Raw genomic sequence first — 26,376 nt, 5'->3', positions numbered from 1 at the left:
ACGACGCGGGCGGCTTGTCCACTGGAACTCATCCCAGGGCCAGCCAGAGCGCCACCACGGCCATCAGGACCAGCGCCAAAGCCATGAGAACGAAGGCCGCCGTGGGGCGTTGCGCTGGCGGGGCGGGCTGGGGGGACGGGGCAAGGACGCCCGTCGCGGCGGCGGTGGGCAGGGGTTCGAAATGCACCGGCGGGCGGTCCTCCCGGTAGGTGCCGACCAGCGTCAGGCGCGGATCGAGGCTCAGCGTCACCTCGCGCCCGTGCAGCGCCCTGGACAGAAGGATCACCACCGGACCCTTCAGCGCGTCCAGCCGGGGCCGGTCCGCCTGAAGCGCGGCCTCGGGTATCCCCAGCCCCTCGGCCAGATAGCCCGCAAGGCCGAGGTCGGAAAGATCGGCCACATCGAACAGCTCGACATGGGCCGGGTCGATGTCGGGGTCGCCCAGCAGCACCGGCAGCAGCCGCGCCTTGTCGCGCTGCATCTCGTCCGCGCTCAGCGCCGCCTGAAAGACGCGGACGCCCAGCCGGTCCTGCGCCGGAACGGTCAGCGTGGTCACGCCCGCCCCCCCATGATGCGGGCGGCGGTGGCGGCGGGGTCGGCCTGATACTTGATGAGATGCCGGTCGCCCGAGGCGGTGGTGACCTGCACCGCGCCCAGGAAGGCCCGGGCCGAGACGATCTGACCCTGCGGGATCGCCCGCCCGCCGGGGCCCAGCAGGCGGCGGTCGGTCAGCCGCCAGACCTCGGCCAGCGCCTCGGAGGCAAGGTAGGCGGCCCGCACCCCGATGGCCAGAACCGCGCCAAGGGGACCGGCAACCGGATAGGGGTTGCCCTGCCAGATCAGGAACAGCCCCGCCGCCGTGCCCAGGACCACGGCCATGATCAGATGCCCGCGCCAGTAGGCCAGACGGTCGGCGCGAAACTCGGCCAGCACGGTCTCGCCCTCTTGCAAGGGGGTGACGGTGCCGAGGATCGGGTCGGGTTCGATCCGGGCCATCAGGCGATCCAGACGATGACGATGGTGAAGATGGCGATGAAGACCAGGACGGCGGCGGCCACCATGCCGCCCTGGCGCATCTCCTCGCGGGTTGGCTTGCGGTCGGGGTCAGGGGTCATCGGCTTTCCCTTGTTTGCAGGCCCCGGATCAGGGCAAACACGTCACGCCCCTCGGCGATGTTCTCGAAGCCCTTCTTCTCGGTCGTCGTTCCGCCGTCACCGTCGTCTTCCCGCCGGGTGTGCAGCCACACGGTAGAGGCCCCTTTGCCCTCGACCAGTTCGACCGCCGTCTGCGGACGGATCGGCAGCACTTCCAGCGAGCGTCTCCAGTAGCGCCGGGCGATATAGGCCGCACGATCCGTCAGCGCATAGCGGACCCGGCGATGGGCCTGCATCGCCTCGATCCATTGCAGAACGACCAGGTAGAGGCCCACTGCCAGAAAGGGGGTCGCGAAGATGGCAAGAAAGATGCCCAGACCCAGCGACGCGATCCCGTCAGCCTTGCCCATGAAGAACAGACCGAACCCGAAGCAGGCCACACCGCCGACCAGGAAGGGTGTGCCGAAAGCGGCCAGCAACAGCCGCTTGGGAAGGTCGAAGATGCCGGGCACCGGGGCGCCCTGCCACAGCAGCCGTTCGCCGGGGGCAAGGTAATCCTGCCAGGCCTCGCCGGTCACGCCATCATCCCCACGATCTTCCGCCCCCGCTCGGCCCGCAGGTTCCGCGCCAGAAGGTCCATGCAGGCCATCCGCACCGCAACGCCCATCTCCACCTGATCCTGGATCACGCTGCGGTTGATGTCGTCGGCCAGATCGCCGTCGATCTCCACCCCCCGGTTCATCGGGCCGGGGTGCATGACGATGGCGTCGGGCGCGGCATGGGACAGCTTCTCGGCGTCCAGGCCGTAGCGGTGATAGTATTCGCGTTCCGAGGGGATGAAGCCGCCGTCCATCCGTTCCTTCTGGAGCCGCAGCATCATCACCACATCCGCGCCCTTCAGTCCTTCGCGCATGTCGTCGAAAAGCTCGCAGCCGAAGTCCTCCACCCCCGAGGGCATCAGGGTGGGCGGCGCGATCAGCCGCAGGCGGTTTTCCATTTTTCCCAGGAGAATAAGGTTCGACCGCGCCACGCGGCTGTGCGCGATGTCCCCGCAGATCGCGATGGTCAGCCGCTGGATGCGGCCCTTGGCGCGGCGGATGGTCAGGGCATCCAGCAAAGCCTGCGTCGGATGCTCATGCCGCCCGTCGCCGGCGTTCAGGACCGCGCAGTCAACCTTCTGCGCCAAAAGGTTGACGGCACCGGACGACCCGTGCCGCACGACCAGCAGGTCCGGGTGCATCGCGTTCAGCGTCATCGCGGTGTCGATCAGCGTCTCGCCCTTCTTCACGCTGGAATTCGCCACCGACATGTTCATCACATCCGCCCCAAGCCGTTTCCCGGCCAGTTCGAAGGACGACTGCGTGCGGGTCGAGGCCTCGAAGAACAGGTTGATCTGCGTCATCCCCGCCAGCACGTCGGACTGCTTGACCGTGCGGCGGTTCAGGTCGACGTAACGCTCGGCCAGGTCGAGGACGGTGGTGATCTCCAGCGGCGAAAGGTGCTCGATCCCCAGCAGATGGCGGGCGCGGAAGGCCATGGTCGTCCCCTCTCCGGTCTGATGTCCGGTTTCCCCCTCTATCGCAAAGGGCGTGCGGCGCGGCAAGCGAAAGGCGTGTCGTCGATTTCGTGGGTGCTCGCGGTCGCATCCCGACGAGGACACGAAGTCGAACGGGAAGGCGCTATTTGCGCTTCAGGTGTTCTTCCAGCCGCGGCATGATCTCGACGAAGTTGCAGGGGCGGTGGCGGCTGTCCAGTTGCAGCTTCAGGATCTCGTCCCAGGCATCGCGGCAGGCGCCGGGGCTGCCGGGCAGGGCGAAAAGGTAGGTGCCGCCCGCCACGCCCCCCGTCGCGCGGCTTTGCACCGCCGAGGTGCCGATCTTCTGCATGCTCACAAGGGTGAAGACGGTTCCGAAGGCCTCGATCTCCTTCTCATAGACCTCGCGGTGGGCCTCGACGGTGACATCGCGGCCGGTCAGGCCGGTGCCGCCGGTGGTCAGGATCACGTCCACGGCCGGATCGGCGATCCAGTGCCGCAGGCGGCCCACGATGGCAGAGCGGTCGTCGGGGACGATGCCGCGATCGGCCAGGATATGTCCGGCCGCGGTCAGCCGATCGACCAGCGTGTCGCCGGACTTGTCCGTCTCGGGCGTCCGGCTGTCGCTGACGGTCAGGACCGCGATGCGGACAGGGTGGAAGGGCAGGGTTTCGTCGATGCGTGACATGTCATCCCGTATGGCAGCTGCGTCTGCCCGCATCCTTCACCGAAAGGCCGAAGGACGGAAGGGCCCTCTGATTCCGGTCGGCATCAACCGCGCAGGCTGCGGAGTCGCTCCTGCAACGACAGGAGGTCGGCCCAGGCTTCGCGCTTGGCCGAGGGGTTGCGCAGCAGGTAGGCCGGATGGGTCATGGGCAGCAGGGGCCGGCCCAGCGCCTCGGTCCAGTTGCCCCGCGCGCGCAGGATGCCGCGCGCCCCGGTCAGCGCAAACAGCGGCGTGTTGCCGACCGCCACGATGACCTGCGGATCGACCAGCGCGATATGGCGTTCCACGAAGGGCAGCATCATGGCGATTTCCGCCGGTTCCGGGTCGCGGTTGCCAGGGGGGCGCCAGGGCAGGACATTGGTGATGTAAAGCGCGGCTTCGCCATCAGGCGACCCGCGCGAAAGGCCGATTGCCGCGAACATCCGGTCCAGAAGCTGGCCCGCGCGCCCGACGAAGGGGCGGCCCTCGCGATCCTCCTCGGCCCCTGGGGCCTCGCCCAGGATCAGGACGCGGGCCTGCGGGTTGCCATCGGCAAAGACGGTGTTGCGCGCGCCCTTCCGCAGCTCGCAGTAAGGATAGGCCGCAATGGCCGCGCGCAGGGCGTCAAGCGACCCCGCCGCCGCAGCCGCGCCCCGGGCGGCCGCAACGGGATCGTCGGCAGGCAGGGCTGGAGTCTCGGGTAGAACAGCGTTTGCGGCCAATGGCTTGCGGGGTTCTGCCGCAAGTTCGTAGCGGTTCACGGGGGCGTCGCCGATGGCCTCGTCGGCGCCGCAGTCCAGTTGCCAGGCCAGCGCCGCCAGCGCGGCATGCCAGTCCTCGGCTGTCTCGGCTGCGATTCCCATGGGCAAAGACTAGGCCGGGGTGGCCTGCCCCACAACCCTGCCCCACAACCCTGCCCCCATAACCCTGCCTCGGGGCGTGCGGGCGACTGTCTCAGGGGGCGGGCTCAGGGGGCGGGGCAGCCCTTCACCTCGACCGCGCCATTGGCGGCGAGGATGGTCATGGTGATCCCCGAACGATCCAGCGCGAAGGGCGCGCCGTGCGGGGGGACGAGTTCGGTGATGCTGATCAGTTCGCCGCCGCGCCGTTCGGTGACGGCTTCGGCCACCCAGATCTCGCGGTTGGCGGTTTCGAAGGCGACGACCTCGGGCAGGCCGGGGTCGGGCAGGGTCAGACGGGCGGTCAGGCGCAGGCCGTCCCTGATCGGGTCGATGCTGCACGAGACGCGGGTCACCCCCGCCTCCTGCGCCGTCGCGGCGCGCTGCGACAGGGCGGTGCGGATGTTCGCGTCCGGGGCGCCGGGCGCGGCAAGGTCGGCGCCAAGGTCAACCGAGGCCGGCAGACAGATCTCGTCGCAGACGCCGAGGTCCATCCGCACCCGCAGCCGGACCGGGCGTGCCGGGTCCGAGGGCGTGACTTCCACCGGCAGGACCAGGCGGTCGCTGTAGCCGATGGTCTGCATGCCGTTCAGGTTGAAGACGGCGGGCGCGGGCCAGTGGATGCGCACCGACTGCACGTTGTCCGAGCCCGACCAGTCGAAGCTGGGCGGGATGCCCGCGTCGCCCGGACTGCGCCAGTAGGTCTTCCAGCCCGGGGCGAGCGTCAGGTCCAGGGCCGCCATGTGGCTGCCATTTTCCGTTTGCCATCCTGACCTTAGCTGAGCCTGCAAGACATCATCCTGCGTGGTGGCAAGGGCGGGGGAGGCGATCAGGGCAAGGGTGGCGGCGACTTTCAGCATGGGGCGAAGATAGGCAATCCCGGGGTCAGAGGAAATCACTTTGCGGCGAAGCTGCGTGATCGTGGCGGTTTGGCCATCATCCGGACTTGCTCGCCGCGGTCTCCGGGGCCATGTTTCCGGCAGGGGAGGGCGGTGACGATGGACCTTGCCGGACAGATCCTGATCGCGATGCCGGGGATGACGGACCCTCGGTTCGAGCGCAGCGTGGTGCTGCTTTGTGCCCATTCGGCGGAGGGCGCGATGGGGTTGATCGTCAACAAGCCTTTGGAAGATCTTAGCTTTTCCGGGCTGCTGGAGCATCTTGGCATCCCCCTTGGCCCCCTGGGCCGCGACATCCGGGTGCATTTCGGCGGGCCGGTGGAGCGGGGGCGGGGGTTCGTGCTGCACTCGGCCGACTGGCGGCCTGCGGGCGAGGGCACGATGCAGGTGCCGGGGGGCCTGGAGATGACCGCGACGATCAACGTGCTGGAGGCTTTGGCTTCCGGGGGTGGCCCCGGTAAGGCCTTGCTGGCGCTGGGATATTCCGGCTGGGGGCCGGGGCAGCTGGAGGCCGAGATCGCGCGGAACGACTGGCTGACTTCTGATGCGCCGGAGGGGTTGGTGTTCGGCTCGGATGACCGGGTGAAATGGTCGGAGGCGCTGCGGGGGATGGGGATTGATCCCTTGACCCTGAGTGCGGCGGCGGGGCGGGCCTGAGACCGCAAGGGACTCCGGGTAAGGGGTTGGGAACGCTGGGTTGATCCGGGGGATTTCCGGGAGGTTAACGGTATGGAATCCGTCTGGCATGCGTCTGGAATCTGTCCAGACGCTCGGCGGGCGGGGGAGGCGTTAACCTTGGGGCGCGAATCGGGGCGTCAGATAGATCGACTCCAACGCCCCTAGTGAGACTGTAGTGAGATTTTCCGCGAAGCCTCTACGCGACCGCCTGAGCGGGGTAAGCAGCTTGCAGGACGGAGATGATTTCATCCGCCGTCATCTGGACGTTGGGTCGCAGCCCCACGGTGTCGCGGATCGGATCAAAGACCCGGAACATCAGAAGATAGTTGTCCAGCCGCTGCGAGTGCGAATTCAAGTAATGGTCCTTGAAGTTCTGAAACCGGCCCATTTCATTGATTAGGTGCTTGGCGACGCCGTAGTGATCTTCATTGTTCCCGTCGAAGCCCGGAAACTTCGGAGCGTCGCCGTGGTTTGCTGCGCAAACCTTCGCTTTGTCATCGTCTGACAAGTTGGCAAAGCTCTGTTCAAGAAATGACCACATGACCAAAATGTCGGTAGTTTGGGAAACCACTGCCGGGTCTGCTTCATAGTCGTGCAGAAGTCCGGTCCAGTCCCACTTCAGGCTCCAAAGGTGACCGCCGTAGATCGCAGCCATGAGCCCCTTCACGTCTATTTCGCCTTCAATCTTCAGACCCTTGTGGATGTCTGCAAGCAAAGCGATGATGATTTTCTCGCCGTCCGAAAGTTTCATTTTCTACCCCGAGGTGTTGCCATCTGTCCGATAAGGTAACGGACGATCAACTTTTCAAGAGGCGACAGAACGAAAGGGGAATGAACTGTGTCGGCCCGCTTAAGTCAAAGGTCTAGAGAGACTAACGGATCTGGCCAGGGTGCAAGGCTGACCGCGACCGGCACGCGGGGGTGGGAGCGATATATCGCGCCCGCCCCCGGGGGGCGGGTCGGGCGCGGTCAGATTTGCTTTGGGCAAATCTGACGAAGAAGGAGAAGTTGGGGAGAAAGAGTCGGGGTGAACCCCGACCTACGTTTGGGGCGGCCCCCCATCCTAGCCCTCCCCCACGAGGGGGGAGGGGAGCGCGGGGTGACCGCCCTCACTCCCCATACGGAACCCAGACGGTCTTGATCTCGGTCGCCTGGGCCAGGAAGGTCCGGCCCTCGGAGCTGGGGGAAAGCCAGTCGCGCGCCCTGCCGTGGTTGACCCAGGTGCGTTTCAGGTTGCCGGCGGCCTCGCGCTCGATCAGGGCGGAGAGGGGGTGGGAGGAGAAGCTCCACACCGCATCCACGTCCATGTGGCCGGCGAGGGATTTGGCGAGGTCGGGGGCGGGGCCGGTGACGATGTTGATGACCCCTGCGGGCACGTCGGAGGTGTCGAGGACCTGGTAGAAATCGGTGGCGGCGAGGGGGTGTTGGCCGGGGACGAGGACCACCGTGTTGCCCATGGCGATGGCGGGGGCCATGACGGAGATGAGGCCGAGGAGGGGGCATTCGTCCGGGAGGAGCGCGCCGATCACGCCGACGGGTTCGTTCATCGCCAGCGCGATGCCGCGGATGGGGACGGATTTGGCGGCGCCATCGTATTTGTCGGCCCAGGCGGCATAGGTGAAGAGGCGCTGGATGGAGGCCTCCACCTCGGCTGCGCCGGGCTTGCCGGTGAGGTTCTCGAGGCGCCGGGCGAACTCGGCGGCGCGGGCCGAGAGGTTCTCGGCGATGAAGTAGAGGACCTGGGCGCGGTTGTAGGCCGTTGTTTTCGCCCAGGCTTTGGCGGCATGGGCGGCCTCGACGGCGTTGCGGATGTCCTTGCGGTTGCCGATGCCGACATGGCCGAGGAGGTGGCCCTTGGGGCTGTAGACGGGCTGCGAGTAGCCGCTGTCCGGGCGGGTCTGCTTGCCGCCGATATAGAGCTTGGCGGTGCGGTCGAGGGCATCGACCTGCGGGTCCGCCGGGGCCGGGATGGGCGCGGCAGGTTTCAGGGCGGCGGGTCTTGCGGCGGGCTTGAGGTAGGCCATCAGGCCCTCCCACCCGCCTTCGCGACCGAAGCCGGATTCACGGACGCCCCCGAAGCCTGCGGCGGCGTCGAAGAGGTTGGTGGCGTTGATCCAGACGACCCCGGCCTTGAGTTTGGGGGCGATGTCGAGGGCGAGGTTGATGTTTTCCGTCCAGACCGTCGCGGCGAGGCCGTAACGGGTGTTGTTGGCAAGCTGGACGGCTTCTTCGGGCGTGCGGAAGGTCATCGAGACCAGCACCGGGCCGAAGATCTCTTCCTGCATGAGGGGGGAGGCGGTGCCGAGGCCGGTGATGAGGGTGGGCGGGTAGAAGCAGCCCTGCGCGGGCAGCGGGCAGGGGGCCTGATAGTGCTCGCCCTCGGGGTTGTCCTGGACGAGGCGGGTGATGGTGTCGAGCTGGATAGGGTCGACGATGGCGCCGATGTCGATGCATTTGTCGAGGGGGTCGCCGACCCGCAGGCCGTCCATCCGGCGTTTGAGCTTGTCGTAGAAGCGGGGGGCCACGCCTTCCTGGACGAGGAGGCGGGACCCGGCGCAGCAGACCTGGCCCTGGTTGAACCAGATGGCATCGACGAGACCCTCGACGGCGGAGTCGAGGTCGGCGTCGTCGAAGACGATGTAGGGGCTCTTGCCGCCAAGCTCCAAGGTGAGGGCCTTGCCGGTGCCTGCGGTGGCCTCGCGGATGCGTTTGCCGACCGAGGTGGAGCCAGTGAAGGCGATCTTGTCCACGGGGGCATCGACGAGGGCCGCGCCGGTGCTGCCGTCGCCGGTGACGATGTTGAGGACGCCCTTCGGAAGGCCTGCCTCGCGGCTGATGTCGGCGAAGAGGAGGGCGGTGAGGGGGGTGTATTCGGCGGGTTTGAGGACGACGGTGTTCCCGGCGGCCAGCGCCGGGGCGACCTTCCAGGCGAGCATCAGGAGCGGGAAGTTCCAGGGGATGATCGCGCCGCAGACGCCGAGGGGCGCGAGGTCGGGGTGTTCGGATGGCAGGAGTTGGGCCAACCCTGCGTGGTAGGAGAAGTGGCGGGCGACCAGCGGGATGTCGATGTCGCGGGACTCGCGGATCGGCTTGCCGTTGTCGAGGGTCTCGAGTACCGCGAAAAGGCGGGAATGTTTCTGGACCAGGCGGGCGAGGGCGTAGAGGTATTCGGCCCGGCGGAAGGCGGGCAGGCGCGCCCATTTCGGCTGGGCACGGCGGGCGGCTTCCACCGCGCGGGCCACGTCCTCGGCGGTGCCCTGGGTGACCTGGGCGAGGGGCTGGCCGGTGGCGGGGTTGCGGGTGATGAAGGTCTGCCCGGGCGCGGTGAAGCTGCCGTCGATGTAATGGCCGAAGGTGGCGTTGTGGCTGGCGATCCAGGCGAGGGCCTCGGCGGCGCTTTCGGGGGCGGGGCCGTAGGCCATGCTGTCGAAGATTTCCTTGATGGTCATGGGATCAGTCCTTCGCCGTCGCGCGGGTGGGGGCGGTTTTCGAAATGAGCGCTGACGCGCAAGCTGTTGTCTCGCCTTTGCGCGCGAAGGGCGCGCAACCGGCTCGGGCGAAGGGCCTCCGGCGGGGATATTCCGAGAAGAGAAAGCCGGGAGCCGGTGGCCATGGGGTCAGCCCATCGCGTGGCGGTTGGCGGCGGAGTAGTGGCCGGTCAGGTGGTGTTCGAGCTGGCGTTCGATGTCGCCCAGAAGGGAGGAGGCCCCGAAGCGGAAGAGGTCGGGTTGCAGCCAGGGGTGGCCCAACTCGTCCTTCATCAGCGTCAGATAGACCAGCGCGTCCTTGGCCTTGGCGATGCCGCCGGCGGGCTTGTAGCCGACCTTGTAGCCGGTGCGCGCCTCGTAGTCGCGGATGGCGCGGATCATGGTGAGAGAAACGGGGAGGGTGGCGTTCACCGCCTCTTTCCCCGTCGAGGTCTTGATGAAATCGGCCCCGCCCATCATGCAGACGAGGCTGGCGCGGGCGACGTTGCGCAGCGTGCCAAGCTCGCCCGTGGCAAGGATCGCCTTGACATGGGCGTCGCCGCAGGCTTCGCGCATGTCGCGCATCTCGTCGTAAAGCGCCTGCCAGTTCTGCGTCAGGACATGGCGGCGGGAGATGACGATGTCGATTTCCTTCGCCCCTGCACGGACGCTTTCGCCGATCTCGGCGATCCGGAGTTTGTAGGGCGACAGACCCGCCGGAAAGCCGGTGGAGACGGCGGCGACGGGGATTGAGGTGCCCTCCAGCGCGCGGACGGCGGTTTCCACCATCTCGTGATAGACGCAGACCGCGCCGACCGTGAGGCCGGGCATCCCCAGACGCTCCAGCATCCAGGGCGCGACCGGCTGGCGGGCCTTGGCGCAGAGGCGCTGGACGCGGCCGGGCGTGTCGTCGCCGGACAGGGTGGTCAGGTCGATGAGGCTGATCGCCTTCAGAAGCCAGGCAGCCTGATATTCCTTCTTCACGCTGCGGCGGCCGGGCAGGGTGGCGGCGCGGCGTTCGATGGCCGAGGTATTGGCCTGGACCGAGGCCACCCAGTCGAGATCCAGCGCCATGCCGGGGTTCCGGGCATGGGTGACCTGGGGCAGGAGGCCCGTCCGGGCTGGTGTTTCGGTGTTCATCGGGCTTCCCTGCGGCGCTGCCGGTTCAGCCGGACGATGCCATGCGCGGGGCCGGTCCGGCAAGGGGCGCATCGGCAGAATTCTGACCGTATGGTCAAAAAATCAGGGGTCCGGCCGTTCCTGCCCAAGCGTCGCCCAGGGCGTCCCGGTGCCGGGATCGGGCAGGTCGGGGTCGGCCTCGCCGCGCAGGATCAGGGTCTTGGCCAGGAACAGGGCCGAGATCGGCGCGGTCAGCAAGAGGAACAGGGTGATGAGCCATTCCTGGATGCTGACGGTTCCTGTCACCGGCAGGCTGCCGATGGACGAGGCCAGAAGGGCGGCGCCGACGCCGATCGTGGTGGCCTTGGTCGGCGCATGCAGCCGCTGCATCGGGCGCGGCAGGCGGATCAGGCCCCAGGAGCCGACCAGCGCGAAGAAGCCGCCGCCGACGAGGCCCGCGGCGACGATGAGCTCGATTGCGGTCTGAAGGATCGGGGTCATTCGATGATGCTCCCCCGCAACAGGAACTTGCAGTAGGCCACGGTGCCGAGGAAGCCGGTCAGCGCCAGCAGGACCGCAGCCTCGAGATAGAGGCCGGTGCCGGCGCGGATGCCGTAAAGGACGACCAGGGCGATGGCGTTGATCGTCATCGTGTCCAGCGTCACGATCCGGTCGGTCAGGGTGGGCGCGGTGAACAGGCGCCAGATGTTCAGCGCGAAGGCCAGGCCGATGCAGGCGAACATGAAGGTCAGGGCGTAACCGAGGATCATTCGAAAATCCTTTTCAGGCGGGCCTCGTAGCGGGACTTGATCTGGTCGCGGACGGCGTCCGGGTCGGGGGCATGCAGGGCATGGACCAGAAGCGCGCGGCCGCAGGCGGACATGTCCGAGGACAGCGTGCCGGGGGTCATGGTGATGGTGCCGGCCAAGAGGCTGACGGCCTCGGGCGATTTCAGGTCCAGCGGCACGGTCAGCCAGCGCGACTGCACCTTGTCGCGCGGGATGAACAGGATGACATAGGCCACCTGGAAGTTGGCGACGATGATGTCCCAGAACACCAGCGCCGTATAGCCTAGAAGCCGCAGGGGATGGCGGACCCGCGCGCGGTCGGGCCACCAGGCCGAGGTGACGAGCGGCAGGATCGTGGCCAGGATCACCGCCATCACCAGGCTGCCGAGCTTCCACTGGTTCACCAGCATGAACCACAGCACGATCAGCGTCAGCGACAGGTAGGGATGCGGGAAGAGGCGTTTCAGCATGGTCTATCCCCCCTGGCCCAGGCGCGCGGCGGCGATATAGCCCTGCGGCGCATAGAGGCTTTCGGACGTTGCCCCAAGCCAGCCCGTCACCGGCCCGGCCAGCAGGGTCAGCGCGACAAGCCCTGCAAGCAGGCCGAAGGTGCCGGTGAAGGCCAGACCCTCGGGTGCGCGGTCGTCCGGTGCGGCCTCCATCGCGGAGGGTTTCCAGAACAGGGTGGAGCCCGCGCGGGCAAAGCCGAGGATCATCAGGAAGGAGGAGAGGAGGATCACGCTCCAGACCAGGGGCGCCTGGGCGCGGAAGGCATCGAGGATCAGAAGCTTGCCAAGGAAGCCCGACAGTGGCGGCATCCCGGCCATGGCGATGGCTGCGGCCATGTAGAGCGCCGAGATCAGCCCGGCCTGGGCGATGGGCGGCGCGGTCTCGGTCAGCCGGGCATGGGCGCGGCGGCGGATGACGAGATCGGCCACCAGGAACATCGCCGCGGTCGCCAGCGTGGAGTGCAGGATGTAGTACAGCGCCGCCGCCGTGGTCGCCGGGGTGAAGGCGCCGATCGCGATGAAGGCGGTGCCCATCGAGGCGATGCCGCCGAAGGCCACGAGGCGCGGCAGGGTGGAGGCGCCGAGGACTCCGATGGCGCCGATGACCAGCGTCACGAGGCCGGCCGGCAGGATGAGGTCGGAGATCAGCGTCCCGGTCGCGGGCAGGTCGGGCGGAAAGACCATGGCGCCGAAGCGCAAGGTGGCATAGGCGCCGACCTTGGTCATCACCGCGAACATGGCGGCGACGACGCCGGGGGCATTGGCATAGGTGCCGGGCAGCCAGAATTGCAGCGGCACCAGCGCCCCCTTGATCGCGAAGACGAGGATAAGAAGGACCGCCGTCACCCGCAGCATGGCCGCGTCGCCCTGGGGCAGGTCGGGCAGTTTCGCGGCGAGGTCGGCGATGTTCAGCGTGCCGGTGACGCTGTAGGTCAGCGCCAGCGCGAAGAGGAACAGCGACGAGCCGATCAGGTTGAAGGCGACATATTGCAGGCCCGCCCGCGCGCGCGCCGATCCCCCGCCGTGGATCATCAGCCCGTATGAGGCGATGAGCAGGATCTCGAAGAAGACGAAGAGGTTGAAGGCGTCGCCGGTCAGGAAGGCTCCGCCGATGCCCATCAGAAGGAACTGCAACAGCGGGTGGAAATGCGCCCCCTTCGCGTCCCAGCCCGAGCCGATGGCGTAAAGCACCACGGCCAGCGCCAGCGCGGCCAGAAGCAGGACCATCATCGCCGACAGCCGGTCCAGCACCAGCACGATGCCGAAGGGCGCGGGCCAGTCGCCCAGGAAATAGACCTGCGGCCCATGGGTGGAGGCCGACCACAGCAGCGCCAGCGCCAGGGCGTTCAGCAGCAGGATCGAGGTCACGCCCGTGACGCGCTTCAGCAAAAGGTCGTTGCGCATCGCCGTGACCATCAGCCCGGCCACGAAGGCGGGCAGGACGACCGGCAGGATGATCCAGTGGCCTGTCATGCCCAGCCCTCCTCGGCGTCGTCCTGGTCGGCGTCGGCCGGGTCGCTGGCGGCCATGTTCACCCGGTCATGGCCCGATTCCAGAAAGCCGCCGATGGCCATGATCATGATGACCGCCGTCATCCCGAACGAGATCACGATGGCGGTCAGCACCAGCGCCTGCGGCAAGGGGTCGGCATAGGTCTCGCCGCTGCCGATGATCGGCGCCTGGTTCTGCACCAGCCGGCCCGAGGCGAAGAGGAACACGTTCACCGCGTAGCTGAGCATGGTCAGCCCCAGGATCACCGGAAAGCTGCGCAGGCGCAGCGTCAGGTAAAGGCCCACGGCGGTCAGCGTGCCGATGGTGATGGCGACAAGGGCTTCCATCAGCGGGTCTCCTGCGGGGCTTCGGTGTCATAGGCGCGGGTGTTCACCACCTCGCCCGTCCGCTGCGCCAGCCGCGACAGCGAGGCCAGCGCCAAGAGCACCGCGCCGAGGACGCAGAGGAACACGCCCAGGTCGAAGATCGCCGCGGTGGCCAGCTCGAATTCCTCCAGCGGCCAGAGATGGACATATTCGAAGCCCGAGGTCAGGAACGGCAGCCCGAAGGCCCAGGCCCCCGCGCCCGAGAGCGTGGCGATCAGCACGCCCCAGCCGATCAGCACATGGTGGTCGAAGCGCTGGCGCGAATGGCTCCAGACATAGCCCGAGGCCATGTACTGCATCAGATAGGCGATGGCGAAGACGAGGCCCGCGACGAAGCCGCCGCCGGGCATGTTGTGGCCGCGCAGGTAGATGTAGACGCCGACCATCATCGCCATGGGCAGAAGAAGCCGGGTCGAGACGACCAGCATCATCGGGTGGCGGTCGCCGGCCTCGCGCTCGGGGCGCGTCTCGGCCAGGCGGCGGGTGACGGCGGGGCTGCGCAGCAGGTTCTCGGACAGGGCATAGATCGCCAGGGCGGCGATGCCGAGCACGATGATCTCGCCGAAGGTATCGTAGCCCCGGAAGTCCACCAGGATGGTGTTGACGACGTTCGTCCCGCCCGCGCCGGGTTTCGACTGGGCCAGGTGGAAATGCGAGATCGGCGGAAAGGCGGCCTGGCGGGTCAGCATTTCCCAGGCAAGCCAGCCGATCCCTGCGCCCGCGATGCCCGCGACGCCCGCGTCGAACAGGCGGCGCGGCGCGGGGCTTTCCTCGGGCGTGGTCTTGGGCAGGAAGTTCAGCGCCAGCAGCATCAGGAGGATCGTCACCACCTCGACCGAAAGCTGGGTCAGGGCAAGGTCGGGGGCGGACATCAGGACGAAGAAGGGCACCAGCAGAAGGCCCACCACGCCGACGAAGACCAGCGCCACCACCCGGACCCGGTGCAGGAAGGGCACCGCAAGCGCCGCGGCCAGCATGACCGCCCAGACCACGGCCACCAGCGGTTCGACCGGCATCAGGGCGCGGGTGCCCGGAACATGGCCGCCGCCGGTGAAGGCCCAGAGCCCCGCACCCGCGATGGCCAGGACCGCAACCGCGATCGCGCGGGAGAGCGAGCTGTTGTGCAGCGCATAGGTGAGGCTGCGGGCCAGGGCCGCGAGGGGCTCGATGATGCCGTCGAAGATGCGCTTGGCCTCGGGGCGCGGGGTGGCGTCCCAGATCGCGCGCAGGGGGCCGAAGGCGCCCAGCATCATCAACCCGCCGCCGACCGCCGCGACGGACATCCACAGCGCCACCGCCTGAAGCCCGTGCCAGTGGGTGATCTTCACGGCAACCGTCTCTCCGGTCACGGCCGAGGCGGCTGCATTCACCAGCCAGGCGGCCGAAGCCATGGGAAAGAGGCCGATCACCACGACGAGGACCACCAGGAAGGCGGGCGCCCCCCAGAGGCCGGGGCCGGGGTCATGCGGCGTATGGGGATAGTCGTCGCGGACCGGGCCGAGGAAGCCATGGGCCAGGAAGCGGAAGCTGTAGGCCACCGAGAACAGCGCGGCGATGGTGGCAAGGACCCCCATCGCCCAGGGGGTGATCCATGTGGTATGGGCGGCTTCCTCCAGCATCAGTTCCTTGGAGAGGAACCCGTTCAGGGGCGGGATGCCGGCCATGGAAAGGCTGGCCAGAAGGGCGATGCCGAAAGTGATCGGCATCAGCGTCCTGAGACCGCCGAGACGCTTGATGTCGCGGGTATGGGCCTCGTGATCCACGATCCCGGCGGTCATGAAGAGCGCGGCCTTGAAGGTGGCATGGTTGATGATGTGAAAGACCGCGACCGTCGCCGCGGCCCTGGTGCCGAAGCCGAGAAGCATGGTGATGAGGCCAAGGTGGCTGACGGTCGAGAAGGCGAGAAGCGCCTTGAGGTCGTCCTTGAAGAAGGCGATCTTCGCGGCCATCACCATGGTGACAAGGCCCGCGGTCGAGACGATCCAGAACCATTCCGGGGTGCCGGCCAGCACCGGCCACAGCCGCGCCATCAGGAACAGGCCCGCCTTCACCATGGTCGCCGAGTGCAGATAGGCCGAGACCGGCGTGGGCGCGGCCATCGCATGCGGCAGCCAGAAGTGGAAAGGGAACTGCGCCGATTTGGTGAAGGCGCCCAGCAGGATCAGGATGAGGGCGGGCAGATACCACGGGCTGGCCTGGATCGCCTCCTTCTGGGTCAGGATCACGGTCAGGTCGTAGCTGCCCGCGATGTTGCCCAGGATCAGCATGCCCGCGATCATCGCCAGGCCCCCGCCCCCCGTGACCGCCAGCGCCATCCGCGCGCCCTGGCGGCCCTCGGGCAGGTGCTTCCAGTAGCCGATGAGGAGGAAGGAGGAGAGCGAGGTCAGCTCCCAGAAGATCAGCAGAAGCAGGATGTTGTCGGACAGGACGATGCCGACCATCGCGCCCTGGAACAGCATGAGGTAGCTGTAGAACTGCCCCATCGGGTCGGATTTCGCCAGGTAGAACCGGGCGTAGAGGATGATCAGAAGGCCGATCCCCAGGATCAGCCCGGCGAAGAGCAGCCCGAGCCCGTCGAGGAAGAATGTGGCGTTCAGGCCGAGGGCAGGAAGCCAGTCGATCCTGGTCTGGACGATGCCGCCCGCAAGGACGGTGGGGGCCTGAAGGGCCAGCAGGCAGAGGGCGAGGAGCGTGACCGATCCGGTCAGCGCGGCGCAGGCATCGCGGCCGGCGCGAATCATCAGTCCGGGCAGCAGGGCGCCGAGGAACGGCAGCGCCGCAATCAGGGCTAGGGTCATTCGGGCGGCATCCTCGTCGTGGCGGCTGGTTCTGGTTCTTGATCGCGTCGCGGCGGGTTTCGGGCGATTTTGGGCTTCGCGTCAAGGGTTTCAACCCCCTTGCGACCGGATTGCCGGGTTTTTTGCACGCGGCGGTCCGGCGGAGGACCGTCCTCGGGGGCATCGAACCCCCTCGGCCGGGCTGCCGCGGCGCTGGATCCGGTCGCGGGAGGGGGGAGGGCGCGGTCGCTCTGCGGTTAGCATTTGCAGACGGGTAAATGTCCAGGGGCAGGGCCGGGCTCGGGCGGGCTGCCCCTGGTTGTGCCGCGCGTCAGGCGGCTTCGGTCACGCCCTCGGGCAGTCTGGCGCCGGTCATGAAGGCCACCGCATCCGACATCGTGTAATCCTGCGGCCGGATCACGCAGAGCCTGCGGCCCAGCCGGTGGATGTGGATGCGGTCGGCGATCTCGAACACATGCGGCATGTTGTGGCTGATCAGGATGATCGGGATGCCGCGGTTCTTCACGTCGCGGATCAGCTCCAGCACCCGGCGGCTTTCCTTGACCCCCAGCGCGGCGGTGGGTTCGTCCAGGATCACCACCTTCGACCCGAAGGCCGCCGCGCGGGCCACCGCCACGCCCTGGCGCTGGCCGCCGGACAGCGTCTCCACCGCCTGGTTGATGTTCTGGATCGTCATCAGCCCCAGTTCATTCAGCTTCTCGCGCGCGAACTTCTCCATCCGGGGACGGTCGAGCTGGCGGAACAGCGTGCCCATGATCCCCGGCTTGCGCAGCTCGCGCCCCATGAACATGTTGTCGGCGATCGACAGGGCGGGCGACATCGCCAGGGTCTGATAGACCGTCTCGATCCCCGCCGCGCGCGCCTCGATCGGGGTCTTGAAGCTGACCTCGCGGCCCTCCAGCCAGATCTGGCCCTCGTCCGGGACCACGGCCCCGGAGATCGCCTTGATCAGGGTGGACTTGCCCGCGCCGTTGTCGCCGATCACGGCGAGGATCTCGCCGGGATAGAGATCGAAGTCGCAATCGTTCAGGGCGATGACCTTGCCGTAGCGCTTGGTCAGGCCGCGCGCCTTGAGAATCGGTTCCTGCGTCATGCCGACACCTTTCTGATCCACTGGTCCACAGCGACGGCGAAGATGATCAGCACGCCGATGAGGAAGAAGGTCCATTGCGGGTCGGTGCCGACCAGGCGCAGACCCATCTCGAAGACGCCGACGATCAGGGCGCCGAAGAACATGCCCAGGATCGAGCCGCGCCCGCCGAAGAGGCTGATGCCCCCGATCACCACGGCGGTGATCGACTGGATGTTGCCCAGCTGCCCGGTCGAGGCGGTGGGCGAGACGCTTCCGAAGCGGCCGATCATCACCCAGCCCGCGATGGCGCAGAACAGGCCCGCCAGCGCATAGACCTGGATCAGCACCCTTTTCGTCGGCACGCCGGCCAGTTCGGCGGCATCCGGGTCGTCGCCAGTGGCATAGACATGCCGGCCCCAGGCGGTGTTGCGCAGCACATAGGCCATGATTGCCACCAGCGCGATCATCAGGAACACGGCGTAAAGCACCTTCACCCCGCCGGGCTGGATCGCCTGGCCCCAGAATTGCAGCGCGGGCGCCTTTTCGGCGATGTCGGAGGACCGGATGGTCTCGTTGCGGGAATAGATGAAGTTCGAGGCGAGCAGGATCTGCCAGGTGCCCAGCGTGACGATGAAGGGCGGCAGCTTCAGCCGGGCGATGAGAAAGCCGTTCAGCGCGCCCATCGCGGAGCCCAGAGCAAGGCCGATGGCGATGGCGGCCGGCGCCGGAATGCCGTAGCGGAAGGTCATCTGCCCCATCAGCACCGAGGAAAAGACGGCGATCGCGCCGACCGAAAGGTCGATGCCCGCGGTCAGGATGACGATGGTCTGGGCGCAGCCAAGGATGCCGACGATGGCGATCTGTTGCAGGATCGTGGACAATGTGGTGGCCTTGAAGAAATTGTCCGCCAGAAGGCCGAAGACAATCACGGAAACCACCAGCACGATCATCGGCACTGCCGAGGGCGTCTGGTGCAGCCAGTGCTGAAGCTTCTTCAGCGCGCCTTGCTCTTCGTGAAACTCGGCCACCGTTTCCGCCGCACCCTTGAGGCCGGCCTCATAGGCGCTGGACACCGACTTTGCGTCATTGCTCATGCGTTTCCTCCCCTGGACCCGCCGGTTTGGGACGGGCCGGTTATGCGAAGGGCGGCGCGATGGCCGCCCTTCACCGGTCAGAATGCGGTCAGGGCAGGCCGCAAATCAACTGCGGCCTGCACCCGGCGCTCGCGGGATCAGCCCCAGCAGAGCTCCATGCCCTTGGCGGTGTCGATCGACTCGACCCCCTCGACCGGCTTGTCGGTGACCAGCGCCACGCCGGTGTCGAAGAAGGTCTTGCCTTCGGTCGGTGCGGGTTTGGTGCCGTCGGCGGCGAACCTGGCGATGGCTTCGACGCCGAGAGCCGCCATCAGCAGCGGATACTGCTGCGAGGTGGCGCCGATCACGCCGTCCTTCACGTCCTTGACGCCGGGGCATCCGCCATCGACCGAGACGATCAGCACGCCTTCCTTGCCCGCCGCCTTCAGCGCCTCATAGGCACCGGCAGCGGAAGGTTCGTTGATCGTATAGACCACGTTGATGTCGGGATCCTTGGCCAGGAGCGCCTCCATCGCCTTCAGGCCGCCTTCCTCGTTGCCGGCGGTCACTTCGTTGCCGACGATGCGCGGGTCATCCTCGTCGCCCCATTTGTTCGGATCCTTGGTGTCGATGCCGAAGCCGGTCAGAAAGCCCTGGTCGCGCAGCACATCGACCGAGGGCTGGCTGATCGCCAGGTCCAGCATCGCGATCTTGGCGTTGGCGGCGGCATCGCCGAGGGTCGCCCTGGCCCACTGGCCGATCAGCAGGCCCGCCTGGAAGTTGTCGGTCGCGAAGGTCGCGTCGGCCGCGTCGATCGGGTCGAGCGGGGTGTCAAGCGCGATCACCAGCACGCCGGCATCGCGGGCGGCCTTGACCGAATCGACGATGGCCTTGGTGTCCGAGGCGGTGATCAGGATGCCCTTGGCGCCGTCGGCCACGCAGGCCTCGATCGCGGCCACCTGGCTTTCGTGGTCGCCGTCGATCTTGCCGGCATAGGATTTCAGCGTCACGCCCAGTTCGGCCGCCTTGGCCTCGGCGCCTTCCTTCATCTTCACGAAGAACGGGTTGGTGTCGGTCTTGGTGATCAGGCAGGCCGAGACGCCCTCGGCCGAGGCGACGCCCGCCGACAGCGCAAGCGCGCCCGCGCCCAGAAGGGCTTTGGTGATGACTTTCATGGTCTTCCTCCCAAGGTGGGGGCAGGTTCGCCCCCGTTTCGAAATCCGTGCGCCGGGCAAAGCGACCCGGCGACAGCGCCCAGAAAAGCCGATTCCCGCCCCTGCGTCAAGATAATTAAATCACTCTGATTTATTATTGACAGAACCGGCCTCCGACCGCAGTCTGAGGCGATACGACCGGAAGCCCGGCTTCCGGCGCGCCATCCCGAGAGGAGGGGGGAGGCCATGCTGATCGGTATTCCGCCCCTGCTGGGGCCGGAGTTTCTGGCAACGCTGCGTGCGATGGGGCATGGCGACGAGATCGCCATCGTGGACGGCAACTATCCGGCGGCGGACCATGCCCGGCGGCTGGTGCGGGCCGATGGGCACGGGGTTCTGGCGGTGCTCCGGGCGGTGCTGACCGTGATGCCGCTGGACCGGGCCGCGCCGGCGGCGATGTTCCGGGCCGGTCTGAACAACGATCCCGGCCAGGCGGGCGGCATCCACCGGCAGATCGACGCGCTGTGCGCCGAGATGGCGCCGGGTCAGGCGGTGGTCCCGCTGTCGGGCGAGGCGCTTTATCCCCGCATCCGCACGGCTCATGCCGTGGTCGCCACCAGCGAGACGGCGCTGTTTGCCAACGTGATCCTGCGCAAGGGCGTGATCGGGGCCTGAGGGAGACGCCGGATGCAGGATGCCGCGCCCGACCGCAGCCTTCCCGATCCCGCCGCGGTGCGCGGGACCAACCAGTCGGGCATGCGCGACCACAACGAGCGGCTGGTCCTGTCGCTGGTGCGCCGGCACGGGGCGCTGGCGAAGTCGGACATCGCGCGGATGACGGGGCTGTCGGCGCAGACCGTCAGCGTCATCATGCGCGGGCTGGAGGAGGAGCGGCTGCTGGAACGCGGGCAGCCGGTGCGGGGGCGGGTGGGTCAGCCCTCGATCCCGATGTCGCTGGCCGCCGAGGGGGCGTTCTTCCTGGGGCTGAAGGTCGGGCGGCGGTCGGCCGACCTGGTGCTGACCGATTTCCGCGGTCGGATGCGGGCGGCGCGGCGGCGGGTCTATCGCTATCCCACGCCGGACGCGGTGGTCGGTTTCGTGCGCGAGGCGGTCCCGGCGCTGACCGGGGAACTGCCGCCCGCGCTGCGGGGGCGGGTGATGGGCATGGGCGTGGCGATGCCGTTCCAGTTGTGGAACTGGGTCTCGGTGCTGGGCGTCCCGCAGGAGGAGATGGACGCCTGGCGGCACCGCGATCTGGGCGCCGAACTGGGGGCGGTGGTGGGGCTGCCGGTCTATGTCCAGAACGACGCGACCTCGGCCTGCGGGGCGGAGCTGATCTTCGGGACAGGGGACCGGCCGAAGGATTTCCTGTATTTCTACTTCGGGACCTTCATCGGCGGGGGGCTGGTGATGAACGGCCAGCTTTACCTTGGCCGGACGGGGAACGCGGCGGCCGTGGGGTCGATCCAGGTGCCTGCCCCGGGGGGCGGCACGCGGCGGCTGATCGACCTGGCCTCGATGTCGGTCCTGGCCGAGGCGATGGAGGCGGCGGGCGAGGGGTCGGACCACCTGTGGAGCCAGCATGACCGCTGGGAGGTGTCGGACCGGGTGCTGGAGCCCTGGCTGGATCAGGCGGCGGGGGCGCTGGCGCAGGCCACGCTGGCGGCGGCGGCCTTGCTGGAGATCGAGGCGGTGCTGATCGACGGCTGGATGCCGGTCGCGGTCCGGGCCGAGCTGGTGCGGCGGACGGGGGCGGCACTCTTGCGGCTGGACCTGGCGGGGATCGAGCCTCCGGTGATCCGGGAGGGGACGGTGGGGGCCGATGCGCGGGCGCTGGGGGCGGCGGCGATCCCGCTGTCTCAGCGATACCTGATCGATCAGAACGCCGCGGTGCGGGAGGGGTAGCGCCGCGCGCGGCGCGGTTTGCGGGGCTTTTGAAATCAAGGGGTTGGGTGTGGGCGTTTACGGCTTGGTAACGGGTGCCTCCCGGCCTGGCCCTCCCCCACGGAGGGGGGAGGGAGGCGCTTTGGGCTGGCGGTGGCGTGGGGGCCGCAAGGGTGTCCCCTCTGGCTGGCGGCCGGGGGTTTCACACCCCCGGACCCCCGTGGGATATTTGGGAACAGGTGAGTTCCATAGGTGGGAAAAGGACGATTTTAGCTGCACTTTTGCGATGGCCTGTCGCAACAGCTTGGCAATACCACCGACCGATCCAGCCTCTGGGGTTAGCATTGACAAGAAGTTTGACGGCATGATCTTGTTCCAGAACCAACTTTGGAGGTGACATGGCGATTGATGTTTCGACATTGGGTTACGGGATACTAGCCCTATCAAACCCCGCAAAATGGCCCAACGAAAGCCAACAAGGTGTTGATTTTCTGATTACTGGAAAGGAAGCCTACATCTGGGCTTTGATTGTCGAATCGTACATTATTAATGGCAATGCGAGTTCGCCCAAGAAATTTGAGGCGGGTATAGAGAAGATCGGCTTCTATGCGCATAGGTACTTTGAGCAATATTTCAAAGCCTATCCGCCTGACTTCGCTGATGCAGGACAACAGTACACTTCTGCTAAGCGTGGGTTGTTTCAATCGGTCAAAGGAGTCATGGGGAATCCAATACGCACTATAGGCGTCGGAGAAGCAGCCGAAATGCTTAGTCGTGAATTTCGGTCGCTTGAAAGCAAAGGCTACATCGTAGATCCATTTATTGAGGCGCTAGGCGGAGTTACAGTTGCTGTCTTAGGGGCCGTTCCATACTCTTTTACGAAGCGAACTGAGTCCGGAGATCAAAAGTATCTCAAAGTAAAGGCGCTTCTTTGGGAGTACGAACGACTCTCTGAAGGTGAAAAAGACGAGATACGATTTCACTTCTTTATGGAGAAGGCAATCGAGAGGGTCAAGGCGATTGCAATCGGTTTTGCGGCTGGAGAGAAAAAGATAGATTAGTGTCCGATCCGACGGGGAAGATTATGGGATTGGTGAGGCGCAGAGGATTGGATCACTTCGCCAAGTCCTCGAACAACCGCGCCACGCCCTCGGCCCCCGGATCGTTGTGGCCCTTGAGTTTGTCGGCGGCGAGGTAGCTCGCTCGCCCGGCTTTGGCGCGGGTCATCTGGGCGGTGGCGTTGGCGCCCTCGCGGGCGGCCCTGGCTGCGGCGGCCAGTCCCTGCGGGAGGGCGGCCAGCGCGGGGGCAAGCGCGTCGATCATGGTGCGGTGGCCGGGGGCGGCTCCGCCCACCTGCATCACGCGGTCGAGGCCTGCGGTGAGGGCTCCGATCCAGGTTTTTCCGGACGCGGAGGCGTCGCCGGCGGCGGCGAAGAAGATGGCGAGAAGGACTCCTGACGAGCCGCCCATGGTCTGGGAAAGCTCCATGCCGATGGCGCGGTAAAGCTGGGTCGGGTCGGCGAGGGGGAGGCGGTCGAGGGCGGCGAGGAGCGCCCTGGCGGCCCCGGCCAGCGTGCTGCCGGTGTCGCCGTCGCCGGACTTGGCGTCCAGCGCGTTCAGGTCGGATTCGACGGCGATCAGCGCCTTGCAGCAGCGCTCGATCAGCGCGCGGCGGGCCGGGTGGGCGGATGGCACGGGCTGGATCGGCGCGAGGCCGTCGGGGAGGGGGCGGACGGCGACCGGACCGAAGGGCGAAAGGCCGGGCCAGGCGTGGGGGGCGACGGGCGCGGCGAGGCTGGTCACCTGGGCGTGGTCCACCGGCAGCAGCGAGACGGAAAAGCCGTGCATGTCGAGCGAGGTCATCAGCGGGGCGGGGCCGATCATCCATTTGACGCGTGCCCCCAAGGCGGAGCGGGCGAGTTCCTCGGCCAGGACCGACATTTCGAGGGGCGTTGTGGAGCCGAGGTTGTTCAAGAGCGCCACATGATCGCCGGGCCCGGTGTGAGGCAGAAGTTTCCCGGCCACCATCTGCATGGCCGACCGCGCGCCGGAGAAATCGACCTGTTCGATCCCGGCCTCGCCATGGATGCCGAGGCCAAGCTCGGCCTTGCCCGCACCGATGCGGTCCTCCTTGGGAGAGCCGGGGACGGTGCAGGTGTCCAGCGACATGCCGATGGAGACGGCGCCCTTGATGACGGTCTGGGCGGCGGCGGTGATGGTGTCGAGGTCGGCGCCGGATTCGGCCATGGCTCCGGCGATCTTGTGGACGAAGAGGGTTCCGGCCACGCCGCGGGCCTGCGGCAGGTCGGGCAGCGCCACGTCGTCATCGACGATGACCATGGAGACCTTGAGCCCGAAGGCGCGGGCGCGCTCGGCGGCGAGGCCGAAGTTCAGCCGGTCGCCGGTGTAGTTCTTGACGATCAGAAGGCAGCCCGCCTTGCCGGTGACGGCGAGGATGCCGGCCAGCACGGCATCGACGGAAGGGCTGGCGAAGACGTCGCCGCAGACGGCCGCTGTCAGCATCCCCTGCCCGACGAAACCGGCGTGCGAGGGTTCATGGCCGGACCCGCCGCCGGAGACGAGGGCGACCTTGGAGCGGTCCCAGTCGGTGCGGATCAGGACGCGGATATGGGGATAGCCGTCAAGCCGCGCCAGCTTGCCCGCGCCGGTTCTGAGCAGGCCGTCGATGGCTTCGGTGACGAGGCTTTCGCGGGAGTTCATGAACTGTTTCATGGGCTTGGCCTTTCAGATGCGGTTGCCTGCGGCGTCGAACCAGAGGGGGTTCAGCGGGCGGATGTGCAGGGTCTGCCCGGGTTTCAGGGGGGTGTGCGGCTCGGTCAGGGTGATGAGGCTGTGGGGGCCGAGGGCGAGGTGCAGGCGGGTCTGGTCGCCGAGGTGTTCGATGCGCTGGATCGTGGCCTCCTGCCCCTCGCCGACATGGATATGCTCGGGACGCAGGCCGATCTGCGCTGCGTTCGGGGGCGCGGCCCCGAAGGCATCGGCGGGCAGCAGGTTGATGTGCGGCTGGCCGAGGCGCGAGGCGACATAGGCGGTGACGGGTTCCTCGTAGATCTGGCGCGGGGTGCCGAACTGGACGAGGCGACCCTGGTCAAGGACGCCGACATGGGTGGCCATGGTCATCGCCTCGATCTGGTCGTGGGTGACGTAGAGGAAGGTCGCGCCCATGTCGGCGTGGATGCGTTTCAGCTCGATCCGCAGGTCGGCGCGGAGTTTCGCGTCCAGCGAGGAAAGCGGTTCGTCCATCAGGTAGATGCGCGGGTTGCGGACGAGCGCCCGGCCGATGGAGACGCGCTGCATCTCGCCCCCCGAAAGCGCGGTGGCCTTGTTGTCGAGTTTGTGGGGGATGCGAAGGACTTCGGCGACTTCCTTCACCCTTTGCGCGATCTGCCGTTCCGGCATCGCGATCATGGGCGAGCGCAGCGGGAAGGCCAGGTTCTCGCGCACGGTGAGGTGGGGGTAGAGCGAATATTGCTGGAACACCATCGCCACGTCACGCTGGGCGGGGGTGTCGGCCAGGACGGATGCGCCGTCGATGCGGATGTCGCCCGCGTCGGGCCTGTCGAGGCCGGCGATGAGGCGCAGCGTGGTGGTCTTGCCCGCTCCGGTCGGGCCGAGGAGGACGACGAAGGCACCGTCGGGGATGGTCATGGAGACGTCCTTCAGGGCCTGGGTGGCGCCGTAGGACTTGGACAGGTTCGAAAGCGTGACCTCAGCCATGATGGACCCCGGCATTGGCGGCGGTGCGGAAGGCGCGGCCGGTGGTGGCGTCGAAGAGCGACAGGCGCGGGGTGTTCAGGGCAAGGCCGGTCAGGTCCCCCACGCGCGCGGGCTGGGTGGAGGGCGTGCGGGCCTTCACCGCGCCGAAGGGGGTGGAGAGGGTGACGATCTGGGTGGTGCCGAGGTATTCGACGGCCTCGATCCGGCCCTTGAGGGGGGCGGTGTCGGAGAGCGCGACATGTTCGGGGCGGACGCCGAGGACGAGGGCTCCGGCGGCGGGTTCCTGAAGTCGGGGGAGGGGCTGGGTGTGGTCGCCGAGGGTGATCGTCCCGGCCCCGGCGGCGGCCTGGCCATCGAAGCGCAGGAAGTTCATCGCGGGGCTGCCGATGAAGTCGGCGACGAAGAGCGTCGCGGGGTGGTCGTAGATGTCCTGCGGGGTGCCGAACTGTTCGACGACGCCGTGGTTCATCACCACGATCTTGTCGCCCATCTGCATCGCCTCCAGCTGGTCGTGGGTGACGTAGACGGTGGTCGCGTGCATCCGGTCGTGCAGCGCGCGCAGCTCCTCGGCCATGATCTCGCGGAATTCGGCGTCCAGCGCGCCCAAGGGTTCGTCCATCATGAAGGCCTTGGGGTTGCGCACGATCGCCCGCCCCAGCGCCACGCGCTGACGGTCGCCCCCCGACAGGCCGCCGACGCCCTTGTCCAGGAGATGGTCGATGCGGAGGATCTTCGCGACCTCGGCGACCTTCCGCTGGACCTCGGCCCTGGGGACGCCTTGCGAGACAAGGGGATAGGCGATGTTCTTGCGGACGTTCATGTGCGGGTAGAGCGCGAACATCTGGAACACCATCGCAATGTCGCGCTGGCTGGCCGGCTTCTGGGAAACGTCCTCGCCGTCGATCAGGATCTCGCCCGAAGTGGGCAGTTCGAGGCCCGCGATCATGCGCAGGGTGGTGGTCTTGCCGCAGCCGGAAGGGCCAAGCAGCATGAAGAACTCACCGTCCCTGATGGTGAAGGATGAGCCCTTCACGGCGGTGAAGGCGCCGAAGTCCTTGCGAAGGTTGCGGATGACGATTTCGGCCAT

At 67.4% G+C, this 26,376-nt stretch carries 26 protein-coding genes; 4 read left to right on the top strand and 22 right to left on the bottom strand.

What is annotated here, in order from left to right; all coding sequences use genetic code 11:
• Window positions 1–28 precede the first annotated feature (28 nt).
• The 7 genes from G8O29_RS00980 to G8O29_RS00950 all read right to left on the bottom strand — a co-directional run bounded on the left by G8O29_RS00980 (window position 29) and on the right by G8O29_RS00950 (window position 5,093).
• On the bottom strand, window positions 29–556 hold the full coding sequence (locus tag G8O29_RS00980; RefSeq protein WP_166401363.1) for a hypothetical protein: 528 nt from the start codon (window positions 554–556) through the stop codon (window positions 29–31).
• On the bottom strand, window positions 553–996 hold the full coding sequence (locus G8O29_RS00975) for a hypothetical protein (RefSeq protein WP_166401362.1): 444 nt from the start codon (window positions 994–996) through the stop codon (window positions 553–555). Before G8O29_RS00975 ends, G8O29_RS00980 begins: the two co-directional genes overlap by 4 nt.
• A 115-nt stretch (window positions 997–1,111) precedes the next feature.
• Window positions 1,112–1,672: a hypothetical protein gene (locus G8O29_RS00970; RefSeq protein WP_166401361.1), complete on the bottom strand. Its 561-nt coding sequence runs from the start codon at window positions 1,670–1,672 to the stop codon at window positions 1,112–1,114.
• Complete coding sequence (locus G8O29_RS00965) at window positions 1,669–2,631, bottom strand: aspartate carbamoyltransferase catalytic subunit (protein ID WP_166401360.1); 963 nt, start codon at window positions 2,629–2,631, stop codon at window positions 1,669–1,671. The genes G8O29_RS00970 and G8O29_RS00965 overlap by 4 nt, the downstream gene beginning before the upstream one ends.
• A gap of 142 nt (window positions 2,632–2,773) precedes the next feature.
• Entirely contained in the window at window positions 2,774–3,316 is a 543-nt protein-coding gene (gene moaB, locus G8O29_RS00960; RefSeq protein WP_166401359.1) for a molybdenum cofactor biosynthesis protein B, read from the bottom strand.
• An 83-nt stretch (window positions 3,317–3,399) separates the two neighbouring features.
• Window positions 3,400–4,197 carry a uracil-DNA glycosylase gene (locus G8O29_RS00955; protein ID WP_166401358.1) on the bottom strand — a complete coding sequence of 266 codons (798 nt, stop codon included), beginning with the start codon at window positions 4,195–4,197 and terminating at the stop codon, window positions 3,400–3,402.
• A gap of 104 nt (window positions 4,198–4,301) precedes the next feature.
• Window positions 4,302–5,093, bottom strand: coding sequence for a protein-disulfide reductase DsbD domain-containing protein (locus tag G8O29_RS00950; protein ID WP_166401357.1), 792 nt, complete (start codon window positions 5,091–5,093; stop codon window positions 4,302–4,304).
• A gap of 138 nt (window positions 5,094–5,231) precedes the next feature.
• Between G8O29_RS00950 and G8O29_RS00945 the strand changes: the two genes are divergently transcribed.
• On the top strand, window positions 5,232–5,789 hold the full coding sequence (locus tag G8O29_RS00945; protein WP_166401637.1) for a YqgE/AlgH family protein: 558 nt from the start codon (window positions 5,232–5,234) through the stop codon (window positions 5,787–5,789).
• Window positions 5,790–6,006: 217 nt separating this feature from the next.
• On the opposite strand, the gene G8O29_RS00940 is transcribed toward G8O29_RS00945, so the two are convergent.
• From G8O29_RS00940 to G8O29_RS00885, 12 genes are all read right to left on the bottom strand, one after another.
• Window positions 6,007–6,561: a YfbU family protein gene (locus G8O29_RS00940; RefSeq protein ID WP_166401356.1), complete on the bottom strand. Its 555-nt coding sequence runs from the start codon at window positions 6,559–6,561 to the stop codon at window positions 6,007–6,009.
• Between the two features lie 358 nt (window positions 6,562–6,919).
• Entirely contained in the window at window positions 6,920–9,259 is a 2,340-nt protein-coding gene (locus G8O29_RS00935) for an aldehyde dehydrogenase family protein (protein WP_166401355.1), read from the bottom strand.
• A gap of 168 nt (window positions 9,260–9,427) precedes the next feature.
• Window positions 9,428–10,417, bottom strand: coding sequence for a deoxyribose-phosphate aldolase (deoC, locus tag G8O29_RS00930; protein ID WP_166401354.1), 990 nt, complete (start codon window positions 10,415–10,417; stop codon window positions 9,428–9,430).
• Between the two features lie 102 nt (window positions 10,418–10,519).
• The gene (gene mnhG / locus G8O29_RS00925; RefSeq protein WP_166401353.1) at window positions 10,520–10,897 is read right to left on the bottom strand and encodes a monovalent cation/H(+) antiporter subunit G; all 378 of its coding nucleotides are present in this window, start codon (window positions 10,895–10,897) and stop codon (window positions 10,520–10,522) included.
• Complete coding sequence (locus tag G8O29_RS00920; protein WP_207623600.1) at window positions 10,894–11,166, bottom strand: K+/H+ antiporter subunit F; 273 nt, start codon at window positions 11,164–11,166, stop codon at window positions 10,894–10,896. The genes mnhG and G8O29_RS00920 overlap by 4 nt, the downstream gene beginning before the upstream one ends.
• Complete coding sequence (locus G8O29_RS00915) at window positions 11,163–11,654, bottom strand: Na+/H+ antiporter subunit E (RefSeq protein ID WP_166401352.1); 492 nt, start codon at window positions 11,652–11,654, stop codon at window positions 11,163–11,165. Before G8O29_RS00915 ends, G8O29_RS00920 begins: the two co-directional genes overlap by 4 nt.
• Window positions 11,655–11,657: 3 nt before the next feature.
• Window positions 11,658–13,166, bottom strand: coding sequence for a monovalent cation/H+ antiporter subunit D (locus G8O29_RS00910; protein ID WP_166401351.1), 1,509 nt, complete (start codon window positions 13,164–13,166; stop codon window positions 11,658–11,660).
• On the bottom strand, window positions 13,163–13,531 hold the full coding sequence (locus tag G8O29_RS00905; protein ID WP_166401350.1) for a Na+/H+ antiporter subunit C: 369 nt from the start codon (window positions 13,529–13,531) through the stop codon (window positions 13,163–13,165). The genes G8O29_RS00910 and G8O29_RS00905 overlap by 4 nt, the downstream gene beginning before the upstream one ends.
• Window positions 13,531–16,368 (bottom strand): monovalent cation/H+ antiporter subunit A, encoded by a 2,838-nt coding sequence (locus G8O29_RS00900; protein WP_166401349.1) that lies wholly within the window; start codon window positions 16,366–16,368, stop codon window positions 13,531–13,533. Before G8O29_RS00900 ends, G8O29_RS00905 begins: the two co-directional genes overlap by 1 nt.
• A gap of 310 nt (window positions 16,369–16,678) precedes the next feature.
• Window positions 16,679–17,461: an ATP-binding cassette domain-containing protein gene (locus G8O29_RS00895; protein WP_207623599.1), complete on the bottom strand. Its 783-nt coding sequence runs from the start codon at window positions 17,459–17,461 to the stop codon at window positions 16,679–16,681.
• Entirely contained in the window at window positions 17,458–18,534 is a 1,077-nt protein-coding gene (locus G8O29_RS00890; protein WP_166401347.1) for an ABC transporter permease, read from the bottom strand. The genes G8O29_RS00895 and G8O29_RS00890 overlap by 4 nt, the downstream gene beginning before the upstream one ends.
• Window positions 18,535–18,671: 137 nt before the next feature.
• Complete coding sequence (locus G8O29_RS00885; protein WP_166401346.1) at window positions 18,672–19,688, bottom strand: sugar ABC transporter substrate-binding protein; 1,017 nt, start codon at window positions 19,686–19,688, stop codon at window positions 18,672–18,674.
• A 225-nt stretch (window positions 19,689–19,913) separates the two neighbouring features.
• Here G8O29_RS00885 and G8O29_RS00880 point away from each other — a divergent pair, with 225 nt between their 5' ends.
• The 3 genes from G8O29_RS00880 to G8O29_RS00870 all read left to right on the top strand — a co-directional run bounded on the left by G8O29_RS00880 (window position 19,914) and on the right by G8O29_RS00870 (window position 22,612).
• Complete coding sequence (locus tag G8O29_RS00880) at window positions 19,914–20,342, top strand: RbsD/FucU family protein (RefSeq protein WP_166401345.1); 429 nt, start codon at window positions 19,914–19,916, stop codon at window positions 20,340–20,342.
• Window positions 20,343–20,354: 12 nt separating this feature from the next.
• The gene (locus G8O29_RS00875; RefSeq protein WP_166401344.1) at window positions 20,355–21,572 is read left to right on the top strand and encodes an ROK family transcriptional regulator; all 1,218 of its coding nucleotides are present in this window, start codon (window positions 20,355–20,357) and stop codon (window positions 21,570–21,572) included.
• Window positions 21,573–21,949: 377 nt separating this feature from the next.
• Window positions 21,950–22,612 (top strand): hypothetical protein, encoded by a 663-nt coding sequence (locus G8O29_RS00870; RefSeq protein ID WP_166401343.1) that lies wholly within the window; start codon window positions 21,950–21,952, stop codon window positions 22,610–22,612.
• Window positions 22,613–22,664: 52 nt separating this feature from the next.
• Here the strand turns inward: G8O29_RS00870 and G8O29_RS00865 are convergent, their stop codons facing one another.
• From G8O29_RS00865 to G8O29_RS00855, 3 genes are read right to left on the bottom strand one after another with little or no spacing between them, the layout of a single operon-like run.
• Window positions 22,665–24,284 carry a dihydroxyacetone kinase subunit DhaK gene (locus tag G8O29_RS00865; RefSeq protein ID WP_166401342.1) on the bottom strand — a complete coding sequence of 540 codons (1,620 nt, stop codon included), beginning with the start codon at window positions 24,282–24,284 and terminating at the stop codon, window positions 22,665–22,667.
• A gap of 12 nt (window positions 24,285–24,296) precedes the next feature.
• Complete coding sequence (locus G8O29_RS00860; protein ID WP_166401341.1) at window positions 24,297–25,289, bottom strand: ABC transporter ATP-binding protein; 993 nt, start codon at window positions 25,287–25,289, stop codon at window positions 24,297–24,299.
• Window positions 25,282–26,376 carry an ABC transporter ATP-binding protein gene (locus G8O29_RS00855; protein ID WP_166401340.1) on the bottom strand — a complete coding sequence of 365 codons (1,095 nt, stop codon included), beginning with the start codon at window positions 26,374–26,376 and terminating at the stop codon, window positions 25,282–25,284. Before G8O29_RS00855 ends, G8O29_RS00860 begins: the two co-directional genes overlap by 8 nt.

It is taken from the genome of Rhodobacter calidifons (genome assembly GCF_011174775.1).
Taxonomy (GTDB): domain Bacteria; phylum Pseudomonadota; class Alphaproteobacteria; order Rhodobacterales; family Rhodobacteraceae; genus Tabrizicola; species Tabrizicola calidifons.
Note: the sequence above shows the minus strand (reverse complement) of the source record. Positions and strands in the feature narration are given on the sequence as shown.